This window comes from Streptomyces spinoverrucosus, assembly GCF_015712165.1.
Taxonomy (GTDB): domain Bacteria; phylum Actinomycetota; class Actinomycetes; order Streptomycetales; family Streptomycetaceae; genus Streptomyces; species Streptomyces spinoverrucosus_A.
Genome location: NZ_JADPZX010000001.1, coordinates 4906502 through 4918101 on the forward strand (window position 1 = coordinate 4906502; position 11600 = coordinate 4918101).

The 11600-nt window shown below is 71.2% G+C and carries 9 protein-coding genes; 4 read left to right on the forward strand and 5 right to left on the reverse strand.

Annotated features, from left to right (window positions below; all coding sequences use genetic code 11):
* Positions 1-151 precede the first annotated feature (151 nt).
* The 5 genes from I2W78_RS22320 to I2W78_RS22340 all read right to left on the reverse strand — a co-directional run bounded on the left by I2W78_RS22320 (position 152) and on the right by I2W78_RS22340 (position 7169).
* The gene (locus I2W78_RS22320; protein ID WP_196462042.1) at positions 152-1402 is read right to left on the reverse strand and encodes a helix-turn-helix domain-containing protein; all 1251 of its coding nucleotides are present in this window, start codon (positions 1400-1402) and stop codon (positions 152-154) included.
* 145 nt (positions 1403-1547) lie between these two features.
* Positions 1548-2957, reverse strand: a complete 1410-nt coding sequence (locus tag I2W78_RS22325) for an O-antigen ligase family protein (protein WP_196462043.1) — start codon at positions 2955-2957, stop codon at positions 1548-1550.
* A 152-nt stretch (positions 2958-3109) separates the two neighbouring features.
* Positions 3110-3562: a phospholipase gene (locus I2W78_RS22330; RefSeq protein ID WP_196462044.1), complete on the reverse strand. Its 453-nt coding sequence runs from the start codon at positions 3560-3562 to the stop codon at positions 3110-3112.
* A gap of 259 nt (positions 3563-3821) precedes the next feature.
* A complete protein-coding gene (locus tag I2W78_RS22335; protein WP_196462045.1) occupies positions 3822-4004 on the reverse strand; it encodes a hypothetical protein in 183 nt (60 codons plus the stop codon).
* Positions 4005-4223: 219 nt separating this feature from the next.
* Positions 4224-7169 (reverse strand): AfsR/SARP family transcriptional regulator, encoded by a 2946-nt coding sequence (locus I2W78_RS22340; RefSeq protein ID WP_196462046.1) that lies wholly within the window; start codon positions 7167-7169, stop codon positions 4224-4226.
* 226 nt (positions 7170-7395) lie between these two features.
* Between I2W78_RS22340 and I2W78_RS22345 the strand changes: the two genes are divergently transcribed.
* From I2W78_RS22345 to I2W78_RS22360, 4 genes are all read left to right on the forward strand, one after another.
* A complete protein-coding gene (locus tag I2W78_RS22345; protein WP_196462047.1) occupies positions 7396-8616 on the forward strand; it encodes an amidohydrolase family protein in 1221 nt (406 codons plus the stop codon).
* Positions 8613-9569, forward strand: coding sequence for an LLM class F420-dependent oxidoreductase (locus I2W78_RS22350; protein WP_196462048.1), 957 nt, complete (start codon positions 8613-8615; stop codon positions 9567-9569). Before I2W78_RS22345 ends, I2W78_RS22350 begins: the two co-directional genes overlap by 4 nt.
* A gap of 3 nt (positions 9570-9572) precedes the next feature.
* Entirely contained in the window at positions 9573-10343 is a 771-nt protein-coding gene (locus tag I2W78_RS22355) for an SDR family NAD(P)-dependent oxidoreductase (RefSeq protein ID WP_196462049.1), read from the forward strand.
* A gap of 100 nt (positions 10344-10443) precedes the next feature.
* Complete coding sequence (locus tag I2W78_RS22360) at positions 10444-11562, forward strand: LLM class flavin-dependent oxidoreductase (RefSeq protein WP_196462050.1); 1119 nt, start codon at positions 10444-10446, stop codon at positions 11560-11562.
* Positions 11563-11600 lie beyond the last annotated feature (38 nt).

Below are 11600 nucleotides of genomic sequence, written 5' to 3' on the forward strand. Positions count from 1 at the left end.
CCGTTCGAGGGCCCGTGGTACAGATGGCACTGTCGACGCTCCTACGTAACGTTGGCCACGCCCCGGGAGGTCTCACCACCTCACCGGGGTCTGACGTTTCGACCGTAGGAGCGGCCCTGCGGAACCGCCGACCGTAATCCGGTCGCTACCCTCAGGCAGCGAGGAGGCCGACCTTCTCCGCCAATTCGGCGGCCCGGTGACGACGGGGAGCCTGCGTCGACTCGACCTCCTCCAAGAGGATCGTTCGGGCGTAGCCGTTGTAGCGGATCGTCTCGGGCGCGGCCTCGTACGCCTTCTCCAGTGACGCGATGGCGACGTCCGGCTGGTTGTCGAGTTGGTAGCCCCTGGCTTCCTCGATGCGATGCCGGGCGCGCCGCGGGCGGGACTTGATGACGCTCCGGTCTGCCTTGGCGGCTTGCCGCACGGACTCGCCGCCCTGGTGCAGTTCGACGGCCACGGTCAGCGCGTGAGCGCCCATCACGGCCCGGCTGAAGCTGGTGACCGGGTGGTAGTAGTCGGCCGGAAGCCTTCCGGCCATATTGTTCGCCTTGTCCCAGTGCCGCCACGCCGTACCGGTCTCCCGGCGACGGGCAGCCGTGTAGCCGAGCTCGAACTCCAGGGCGCCGGCGATGGCGAGGACATCGTCCGAGGCGTCCGGAAGGAGGGGTTCGAGCAAGCGGACCGCTTCGAGGTTGACGGCGTCGGCCGCGTCGTAGTGCCGGCTCCCGCTGTCGCGGTGGGCTTGGGCCAGGAGCCAGGACGCGACGCCGATGGCGTGGGGGTCCTCGCTCTCCTGGGCGGCGATCATGCCGCGTTCGGCGACCCTCCAGAGCAACGAGCTGTCGGGCTGGTAAGCGATGAAGAACTGCGACAGCGAGTAGGTCTGGGCCAGGAAGGACTGCGCCTCGCGCCGCTCGACGGCACTGTCGGCGTGCCGTACGAGAGCTTGGGCGTCCCGGATCAGGTCGGGCAGAAGCTTGCCGATCGCCTCGCGATGGTTCTTCGAGGCGTGCCGCGCCTTCCACGCGGCGTGCAGCCGGGCTTCGAGGTGTGCCACGGGCGGCGGCTCAACTCCAGAGACGAGGGGGAAGGTGTCGATGGCGGCCTTCACAGCGGCGAGCCGCGGGTGGCCGGGGCCGATGAACAGGTCAACGTGGGTGTCCGGCCGCCCCGTCAAGTCGGCAAGGTTGCGAACTCTGAGCACCTCGGCGATGCGCAACACCGTCTCAAGACCGGGTGCCTTTTGCTGTCCATTCTCAATCTTGCGCAACGTGTGCGGTGACATACCGAGCAAATCGGCGACCTGCGACTGGGTCATCCCCCGGCGCTCGCGGAGGACCTGCACACGCTGGCCGAACTTCAGCGGATCGGCGTACGGGTCAGGAGTAGCAGCTTGAGACATAACGGCCTTGCCCCTCCTAGCAGCTTCGTCACTGCCAGAGTAGGGGCAGGGCCGGTCCCATGTGAGGCCCCGGCCGGACGCGCACCCTGCCTTGCGCTGAACCCCGCGAGCCGGATACCGCGATGGCAGCCAGGCTCCCGGCGCCTCACGCCGACCGGACGCGACCCGCGGCTTCCTGGACGGCGGCAGCCGAAGGGGATGGCTGGGACGGAATGGTCGTCCGGTGCGGCTGCGCCCCGTGCCTCGGCTGGCGCGGCTGGGGCTTGGGTGCGGCGGTGGAGTCGCCCTTGTTGCGCCAGCCGGCCGGGGCCTCCGCCATCACCATCGCCAGGATCAGCCAGAAGAGCATGTCGATCCGGTCCAGGTTGGCCGGGTGGTCCATCATCCCGATCATGAAGAAGCCGGTCAGCGAGGCGAGCCCCACCGTGCCGATCGCCGACTTGGCGCGGGCGGCGCGGGCGGCCGAGGACCAGGTGATCAGGGTGATGGAGAGGAGGGCGAGGAGACCGAGGGGGCCGGTCTCGACGAGCCAGTTCAGCCACATGTTGTGGGCGTGCACGAAGACGCGTTCGCCGGGCGCGGTCGCGGATATGACGGCGCCGGAGCGGCCGAGGCCGACGCCGAGCGGGTTGTTGACGGCGATGTCGAGCGCCGCGTTCCAGGCCTGCCCGCGCACGCCGAGCGAGTTCCCGGCCTGCGACGCGGCCCAGATCGCGGCGGCCGCGCCGCCGAGCGCGAGGAACCCGAGGGTGGCGGTGATCCGGCGCTGGGCACGGTCGGCGAGGCGGGGCGCGAGCCAGTAGGCGCCGCCGAGGACGAGGAGGCCGGCGGCTCCGGCGACGTACCCGGCGCGGGAGAAGGTGGTGAGCAGGGCGCCGTACCCGACGACTCCGATCAGCACGATCACCGTACGGGCCGTGCGTTCGTCCACCGAGACCGAGGCGAGCAGCACGAACGGCAGCAGCAGGACGAGGAACGCGGCGAGCAGGTTGGGGTTGGCGAAGGTGCCGATCGCGCGGATCAGGACGGCGGAACTGTCCGAGTCGCAGGAGATGTCGGTGAGGAGGCCGGTGCGGCAGAAGCCGGTCGGGGTCTCGTTGGTGAACTGCGAGAACGCGGAGGTGCCGGCGGCGGCGATACCGACCAGGGCGAGCAGCCCGACCGCGCGCCAGGACTCGGGCTGGGTGCGGCGCAGGCCGACGACGAGGTAGTAGCCGGCGATGACGGTGAGCAGGCCGCGCAGGGGCGCGGTCGGATGCCCGCCGAGGAACGTCGTCATCACGACGGCGCCGAGCAGCAGCGCGATCGGCAGGTCGAGCCGGGTGCGGAAGTCCCTCAGCCGGGTCCGGTGCCGTCCCCGCACCGGTACGACGATCGCGAGCAGCCCCGCCAGGAGCGCCAACCGGGTCGGGGTGACGACGCCCACGAGCGGGTCGTCGGGGAAGAAGTCGGTGGCCGTGTCCAGGAACACGACGAACAGCGCCGCGAGCGGGACCATCTGCCAGAACGCGTACGCCAGTCCGGGAGCCGCCGGCGTGCTCCGGTCGGTTGCCATGACACCTGAGCGTGGCGGTGCGGTGCGACGCCGGGGTGACCGGGGGGAGAACGGGGGTCTGCGGGTGGAGGGACGGTGATTTTCATACCGGCCGCGGTGTGCGCGGGTGGGGCGCCGGAGTCCGTTCGGCGCCCCACTGCGGGTGGCCGGGGTCAGCCGAAGGCGCGGACGGCCTGGTAGTAGGTCCAGGCGGTGCTGTTGCAGGCGGTCTTGGTCGAGCCGCTGTAGTTGTTGCAGACCCGCTTCAGGTCCTCGTAGAAGGCGCTGTCGAGTCGGGCCTTGTTGGCGTCGAAGGAGCCCGCGGCCTTGTAGTTGCGGTAGCCGAAGTCGTGCCGGGCGCAGGAACTGGCGAAGGGGAAGCCGAAGGGGTTGTCCGGCGAGGAGGAGCAGTAGTCGGTCGACCAGTCGAAGCCGTACGCCGCCCAGGCGCCCTGGTTGGCACGGGCGGCCGCCCAGGCGTTGTAGCTGGACGCGCTGGTCTGGGTCCAGCTCGCGAGGACCTGGGGCTTGTCGGCCGGAGCGGCGCCGGCGGCCGAGGCGGTGGCGACGACGGTGGCCAGGGAGAGGGTCGTGGTGGCAAGAGCGGTGGCGAGTCTGCGGCGCATTCCCACACCTCCATGAGGCTGCTGCCCGCCAGTCGGGCAACAGGTTCATGACAAGATGATCGGGACGGTCGCAGCGCCTTCACACCGCGCGAGCCCTAATGATCCCTGAACACTCGGATCGGGTCGGCGATCGGAACGTGAACCTCCGGGGCGGACGTGAATAAGCGTCAACTGCGGTTTGCGCCAGGCACCTTGGAAACACCTCGGCCGCGGCGGCTCCCCCTCCGCGCCGCCGCGGCCGATCCCCGTGCGAGGAGGTCTACTTCGCCGGCTTGAGGGGCTCCGACGTCGCGTGGATGTCCTTCGTCTCCAGGGGCTCGTCCGTGGCGTGGATGTCCCCCTGGGTCGTCGCACCGCCCTCGTTCTCCGACGCGTCGTCGGCCGCGGCGGGCTCGGAGGTGGCGTGGATGTCCTGCGGCTTGACGACGGTCTCGTCGCTCATGATCGTTCGCTCCCCACTTGGAGTGTTGGGCCGTGACTTGAGGGCCCGCCCGGTCACTCCCCCGAGGGTGACCGAGACGGGCGTTCGAGCCGCTCACCATAGTTCGTAGGCCGGCGACCCGATGCGGTGACCCGTCTGCCCCCCGACGCGACGGTTCGGCCGCAGAAGAAGGATCGCGCGGGGCGATAAACGAATGATGAACACCCCGGCGGCGCGTGGTCAGGCCGCTCGCAGGGGCGTCAGCAGCGCGCGGACCTCGGCGGCCTCCGGCGAGTCCAACTCCTCGTAGACGCGGACGGCTTCCTGCCAGCAGACCTGCGCGCGCCCCGTGTGGCCGATGCCGGTCAGCGCATGGCCGAGGACGGTGAGGATGTTGGCCCGGCGCCAGTCCCCGCCGATGCCACGCAGCACGGTCAGCGCCATCTCCGCGTTCGCGGCGGCCTGCGGGAAGCGCCGCCCGGCGATGTCGACCTCGGCCAGGCGGAAGAGGGTCATGCCCTCCCACAGTCGCTGACGGCTGTCGCGGAAGACCTCCAGCGCCTCCAGGAGCCGGCCGGCCGCCGCGTCGAGCTGTCCGCTCTGCGTGAGCGCCATTCCCAGGGCGTAGCGGCCGTTGGCGCCGCGCATGGAGTTCCCCATGGTGTCGTAGATCTCCATGCCCTCCTGGGCGAGTGCGACGGCGCTCTGCGTACGCCCGGTCGCCAGGTGGATCCGGGAGAGGTTGCACAGTGCGCTGGCCTCGCCCGGCCGGTCTCGGAGGGTGCGGAAGTGCTCGATGGCCCGGGAGAGGTGTTCCTCGCCCTCCGAGTTGCGGTTCTGGTACAGCGCGATGACACCGCGGGCGTTGTGGGCCCAGCACACCGGCAGCAGGTCCGCCGCCTCGCGGGCCCGGCGAATGACCTGCTCGGCCTCCCGGTCGGCCATGTCGAACCGCCCGCCGTCCAGGTGCGCGTGGGCCAGCGTCATCAGGGCCCGCGCCTCCTCCCGCGCCACGCCGACCTCGTGGGCGGCGTCCAGCAGGGCCCTCGCGGTGGCCTCGTACTCCCTGGAGTTGGCGCCCGACTCCGACAGGTCGTGCGCGGCCCACAGCAGGTCGATGGCCCGGCGGAGGCTGCCCGGCAGGCCGGCGCACTGCCGGGCGAACGCCAGCAGGCAGTTGGCCTCGGTGTAGAGCCAGTCCCGGGCCAAGGTGCGATCCGGGAAGGCGAGGCCGGGACGGTCCGTGGCCGCGAGGTGGTCCACCAGCCGGTCCCCGGGCCGCTCGATCGCGTACACGGCCGCCGCCGTGGCCAGGTAGAAGTCCAGCAACCGCGACATCGCCGCGTCCCGCTCGCTCGGCGGGTGCTCGTCGCGTTCCGCGCAGGCGCGCGCGTAGAGGCGGACGAGATCATGGAAGCGGTATCGGCCGGGCGCCGCCGATTCCAGCAGGGAGGTGTCGACCAGCGACTCCAGCAGGTCCTCGGCGTCCTCGACGGCCAGGTCCAGCACCGCCGCCGCCCCCGCCAGCGAGATGTCCGGCCCGTCGGCAAGGCCCAGCAGGCGGAACGCGCGGGCCTGGGCCGGTTCCAGCTGGCCGTACCCGAGCTCGAAGGTCGCCTTCACCGCCAGGTCGCCGGCCTGGAGTTCGTCCAGCCTGCGGCGTTCGTCCGCGAGCTTCGCCGCCAGCACCGAGACCGTCCAGGTGCGGCGGGCCGCCAGGCGGGACGCGGCGATACGGATCGCCAGCGGGAGGAAACCGCACGCCGCGACCACGTCCAGCGCCGCCTCCCGTTCGGCGGCCACCCTCTCCTCGCCCACGATCTTCGTGAACAGGGACAGTGCCTCGTCCGGGGACATCACGTCCAGGTCGACCAGGTGCGCCCCGGCGAGGTCCACCATCCGCACCCGGGACGTCACGAGCGCCGCGCACCCCTCCGTCCCGGGCAGCAGCGGCCGTACCTGCGCGGCGTCACGGGCGTTGTCCAGCAGGACCAGCACCCGGCGTCCGTCCAGCACCGACCGGTACAGCGCCGCACGCTCCTGAAGCGAGTCCGGGATCGCCGAGTCGGCCGTGCCGAGGGCCCGCAGGAACGAGCCCAGCACCGTCTCCGGCTCCGCCGCCCGCGGACCGGCGCCCCGCAGATCGACGTACAACTGCCCGTCCGGGAACGCCGACCGCGCCTGATGCGCGACATGGACCGCCAGCGTCGTCTTGCCGACCCCGCCGATCCCGGCCAGTGCCGAGACGGCCATCACCCGGCCCTCCGCCGACGCCAGCACCTCACTCAGCTCGGCCACGAAGGACGCGCGGCCCGTGAAGTCGGGGACGGTCGCCGGGAGTTGTGCCGGGCGGACCGGGGGCGCGGCCGGTTCCGCGACCGGCGCCGACGGCTCCGCCAGCCCGGGGTCCGCCGTCAGGATCCGCTGCTGCAACTCCCGCAGCCCCGGCCGTGGGTCCACGCCCAGCTCGTCCGCCAGCAGGCGCCGCGTGTCGGCGTACACCGCCAGCGCCTCCGCCTGCCGGCCGGACCGGTACAGCGCCAGCATCAGCAGCTCCCGCAGCCGCTCCCGGAGCGGGTGCGCCGCCGTCAGGGCGGTCAGCTCGGAGACCGCCTCCGCGTGGCGGCCCTGCTCCAGGTCCATGTCCAGGCGAGACTCCAGGAGTTGCAGCCGCCACTCCTCCAGCCGTACCCGCTGGGTATCGGCGTACGGCCCCGGCACCCCCGCCAGCGCCTCCCCGTCCCACAGGGCCAGCGCCCGCCCCAGCAGCTCCCGCGCCCGGCCGAGATCCCCGGCGGCCCGCGCCTTCTCGGCGTCCGCCGCCAGCTCCTGCGCCACCGCCAGGTCCAGGGCGCCGTCCCCGACCGACCGGATCGCGTAGCCGCCCGACTCACTCACCAGCACCTCGGGGTCCAGCGCCTTGCGCAGCCGCGAGGCATACGTCCGCACCGCCGCGAGCGCCTGCGACGGCGGCTCCTCGCCCCACAGCGCGTCGATCAGCTGCGCCGCGGTCGCCGTACGGCCCTCGCGCAGCAGCAGCGCGGCCAGCAGGGCGCGTTGCTGCGGGGAACCCGTGGCCAGCGGCTCGTCACCGCGCCAGGCACGCACCGGTCCGAGCACACCGAAGCGCAGCGCGACGGGCTCGTGCGCACCGCCCGGACGCCTCTGTGCCGGCACCCCGTCCATAGCCGTCCCCCTAGACAACCTGAGCAACCCTGTCAGTTTGCCTTGCTCATGGCAGATGCGTCAGCCGCCGAGACCGCAGTCACAGCGGGGTGTACGGGATCCCACAACCCCCACACACCCTCTTCGCACACTTCCGCACTGACCTGAGCACGAAGGGGCGTCCGAGATACACCCGGCCGGGAGCGAGACAGCTGACGGACCGTCAGATCAGCGCTACCGTGCCCCCATGGACAACGAATTCCCCCGGATCATCTCCGTCGACGACCACACCGTCGAACCCCCGAACGTCTGGCAGGACCGCCTCCCCAGGAAGTACGCCGACACCGGCCCCCGCATAGTCCGCGCCCCGCTGAAGGAGATGAGCTTCCTCGGCGGCCGCTTCAAGCCCGTCATGGGCCGGCCCGGCGACGACGGCCCGATCGGCGACTGGTGGATCTACGAGGACCTGCACCGGCCCCTCACCCGCCTCGACACCGCCGTGGGATACGGCAGGGACGAGATCAAGCTGGAGGTCATCACCTACGAGCAGATGCGCCAGGGCTCCTACGACGTCCCCGCCCGCCTCGCCGACATGGACGTCAACCACGTCCAGTCCGCCCTCTGCTTCCCCACCTTCCCCCGCTTCTGCGGCCAGACCTTCACCGAGGCCGAGGACCACGAACTCGGCCTGCTCTGCGTCCGCGCCTACAACGACTGGATGGTGGAGGAGTGGTGCGGGCCCAAGGCCCAGGGCCGGCTGATCCCGCTCGTCATCATCCCCCTGTGGGACGCCGAGCTGGCCGCCGCGGAGGTCCGCCGCAACGCCGCGCGCGGTGTCCGCGCCGTCGCCTTCTCCGAGATACCCCCGCACCTCGGCCTCCCCTCCGTCCACACCGACGACTGGGATCCCTTCCTCGCCGCCTGCGACGAGACCGGCACGGTCGTCGCGATGCACATCGGCTCCAGCAGCCGGATGCCCTCCACCTCCGCCGACGCCCCACCCGCCGTCGGCTCCACCATCACCTTCGCCAACTGCTGCTTCTCGATGGTCGACTGGCTGATGAGCGGCAAGTTCGAGCGCTTCCCGAACCTCAGGGTCATGTACGCGGAGGGCCAGATCGGGTGGATCCCGTACATCCTGGAGCGCGCCGACGTCGTCTGGGAGGAGAACCGTGGCTGGGGCGGAGTCGCCGACAAGGTCCACCGGCCGCCGTCCGAGCTGTTCGCCGAGCACGTCTACGGCTGCTTCTTCGACGACGCCTTCGGGCTCAGGAACCTGGACGCGATCGGCGTCGGCAACGTCCTGTACGAGACCGACTACCCGCACTCCGACTCCACCTGGCCGAAGTCCCGCGAGGTCGGCGAGGCCCAGATGGGGCATCTGGACCCCCAGGTCGTCGAGCGGATCGTACGGGGTAACGCGATCGAGCTGCTGAGGCTGACGGAGGACGGCCTGTGGGCACCATGAGCCGACTCCGCTACGGCATCCAGCTCCCGGTCCAGTCCCAGAGCACGATCTACGCCGAGCCCTGGGAGGCCGCCGCCGGCCCGGGCGACCTCGTGGCGGTCGCCCGCGCCGCCGACCGGGCCGGCTTCGACTACATCGCCTGCTGCGACCACGTCGCCGTCCCGCGCCGACTCGCCTCCGCGATGAGCACGGTCTGGTACGACCCCGTGGCCACCCTCGCCCACCTGGCGGCCGTCACCGAACGCGTCCGGCTGCTCTCGCACGTCGCCGTCGTCGGCCTGCGCCACCCGCTCGTCACCGCCAAGCAGTACGCCACCCTCGATCACCTCAGCGGCGGGCGCCTGATCCTGGGCGTGGGGGCCGGGCACGTGCGGGAGGAGTTCGAGGCGCTCGGCGTGGAGTTCGGGCAGCGCGGGGCCGTGCTGGACGAGACGATCGACGCGCTGCGGGCCGCGCTCGGGCCCGAGGAGTTTCCGGTGCACCACGGGAAGCGGTACGACTTCGAGGGGCTCGGCCAGCGGCCCCGCCCCGCCCAGTCGTCCATCCCCGTCTGGGTCGGCGGATCGTCCCCGGCGGCCATACGTCGGGCCGCGCTGAAGGGGGACGGCTGGCTGCCCCAGGGCGATCCACGGGACCGGCTGCCGCAGCAGATCGCCACCCTGCGGCGGCTGCGCGCGGAGGCGGCCCGCGGCGGAGCCGCTCAGGGGCGCGGTGAGGCGCCGCTCACCGTCGGCGCGATCGCCGAGCCGCTGTACGTCGGCACGCCCACCTGGGACGTCGGGCGGCGCACGCTCACCGGCCCGCCCGACGCCCTCGCCGAGTCACTGCGGGCGTACCGGGCGATGGGCGTGCACCAGATCCAGGTGCGGTTCCGCAGCCGGGACCGCGCCGAACTCACCGACCAGATCGAGGCGTTCGGGAGCGACATCGGCCCGCTGCTGACGGAGGAATGAGTGATGGGCAAACTGGACGGACGTGTCGTGATCGTCACCGGCGCGGCACGCGGGCAGGGGGAGCAGGAGGCCCGGCTGTTCCGCGCGGAGGGCGCCGAGGTCGTCGTCACCGACGTCCTCGACGACCAGGGCGAGGCCCTCGCCAAGGAACTCGGCGGGCGGTACGTCCATCTCGACGTGAGCCGCGAGGACCAGTGGTCCGCCGCCGTCGCCGCCACCAAGGAGGCGTACGGCCGGATCGACGGGCTCGTCAACAACGCCGGCATCCTGCGCTTCAACGCCCTGGTGGACACTCCGTTGGACGAGTTCATGCAGGTCGTGCGGGTCAACCAGGTCGGCTGCTTCCTCGGCATCCGGGCCGTCGCCCCGGAGATGACGGACGGCGGCACGATCGTGAACACCGCCTCGTACACGGGGATGACCGGAATGGCCGCCGTCGGCACGTACGCGGCGACCAAGCACGCCGTCCTCGGCCTCACCCGCGTCGCCGCCCTGGAGCTGGCGCACCGGGGGATCCGGGTCAACGCCGTCTGCCCCGGCGCCGTCGACACGGCGATGTCCAACCCGGCCCGCCTGGATCCGGACGCGGACCCCGAGGAGACCAGCAAGGCCCTCGACGCGCTGTACCGGCGGCTGGTGCCGTTGGGCCGGGTGGGGCGGCCGGAGGAGGTGGCCCGGCTCGCCCTCTTCCTCAGCTGCGAGGACTCCTCCTACATCACCGGGCAGCCGTTCGTGATCGACGGTGGCTGGCTGGCGGGGCTCAGCATCGTCTGATGGAGCGTCAGCTATTGACGGTGCATGCGGGCGGTGTCAGAGTCGGCCGCATCACGATCTGACGGATCGTCAGAGACGGAACAGGGGACGGTGAACCTCCATGGAATTCGGGCTCTTCGTACAGGGATACGTGGGCAAGCGCGCCGAGACCGACCCGCTCGCCGAGCACAAGGCGCTGATGGAGGAGACCGAGTACGTCATCGAGGCGGACCGGTCCGGCTTCAAGTACGCCTGGGCGTCCGAGCACCACTTCCTGGAGGAGTACTCGCACCTCTCCGCCAACGACGTGTTCCTGGGCTACCTCGCGCATGCGACGGAGCGCATTCATCTGGGCTCGGGGATCTTCAATCCCCTCGCCCAGGTCAACCACCCCGTGAAGGTCGCCGAGAAGGTGGCCATGCTGGATCACCTCAGCGAGGGGCGCTTCGAGTTCGGCAGCGGGCGGGGGGCCGGGTCGCACGAGATCCTCGGGTTCATCCCTGGTGTGACAGACATGAACTACACCAAGGAGATCTGGGAGGAGACCATCGCCGAGTTCCCCAAGATGTGGCTCCAGGACGAGTACGCCGGCTTCCAGGGCAAGCACTGGTCGCTGCCGCCGAGGAAGGTGCTGCCGAAGCCGTACGGGACGTCGCACCCCGCGATGTGGTACGCGGCCGGGTCGCCGCCGTCGTACGCCATGGCGGCGAAGAAGGGGCTCGGGGTGCTGGGCTTCAGCGTGCAGAAGGTGTCCGACATGGAGTGGGTGCTGGAGCAGTACAAGACGGCGATCGTGGACGCGGAGCCGGTGGGGGACTTCGTCAACGACAACGTGATGGTGACGACCACCGCGATCTGCGCGCCGACGCATGAGGAGGCGATACGGGTCGCTGTCGAGGGTGGGCTGCACTACCTGCCGTCGCTGGTGTTCCGGTACCACGACACGTTTCCGCGGCCCGAGGGGTTTCCGGTGTGGCCGGAGACGTTGCCGGAGTACACGGCGGAGTTCGTCGAGGTGCTCATCGAGGAGGAGCTGCTCATCTGTGGGGATCCGGATGAGGTGCTGCGGCAGTGCAAGCGGTGGGAGCAGGCGGGGGCCGATCAGTTGAGCTTCGGGTTGCCGGTGGGGGTGCCGAAGGAGGAGACGTTGCGCACGATTCGGCTGATTGGGGAGCACGTGATCCCGAAGATCGATACGGATCCTGTGCATCGGACGTCCCGGTTCCGGGCCGCCGTGTGATCGCCGTTGCGGGGTGCGGGTTCGTCGTGGTTGCTCGC

Bases quoted from the DNA above. Each gene is read 5' to 3' on its own strand.
- I2W78_RS22320 (WP_196462042.1), bottom strand. From the start codon at position 1,402: ATGTCTCAAGCTGCTACTCCTGACCCGTACGCCGATCCGCTGAAGTTC.
- I2W78_RS22325 (WP_196462043.1), bottom strand. From the start codon at position 2,957: ATGGCAACCGACCGGAGCACGCCGGCGGCTCCCGGACTGGCGTACGCG.
- I2W78_RS22330 (WP_196462044.1), bottom strand. From the start codon at position 3,562: ATGCGCCGCAGACTCGCCACCGCTCTTGCCACCACGACCCTCTCCCTG.
- I2W78_RS22335 (WP_196462045.1), bottom strand. From the start codon at position 4,004: ATGAGCGACGAGACCGTCGTCAAGCCGCAGGACATCCACGCCACCTCC.
- I2W78_RS22340 (WP_196462046.1), bottom strand. From the start codon at position 7,169: ATGGACGGGGTGCCGGCACAGAGGCGTCCGGGCGGTGCGCACGAGCCC.
- I2W78_RS22345 (WP_196462047.1), top strand. From the start codon at position 7,396: ATGGACAACGAATTCCCCCGGATCATCTCCGTCGACGACCACACCGTC.
- I2W78_RS22350 (WP_196462048.1), top strand. From the start codon at position 8,613: ATGAGCCGACTCCGCTACGGCATCCAGCTCCCGGTCCAGTCCCAGAGC.
- I2W78_RS22355 (WP_196462049.1), top strand. From the start codon at position 9,573: ATGGGCAAACTGGACGGACGTGTCGTGATCGTCACCGGCGCGGCACGC.
- I2W78_RS22360 (WP_196462050.1), top strand. From the start codon at position 10,444: ATGGAATTCGGGCTCTTCGTACAGGGATACGTGGGCAAGCGCGCCGAG.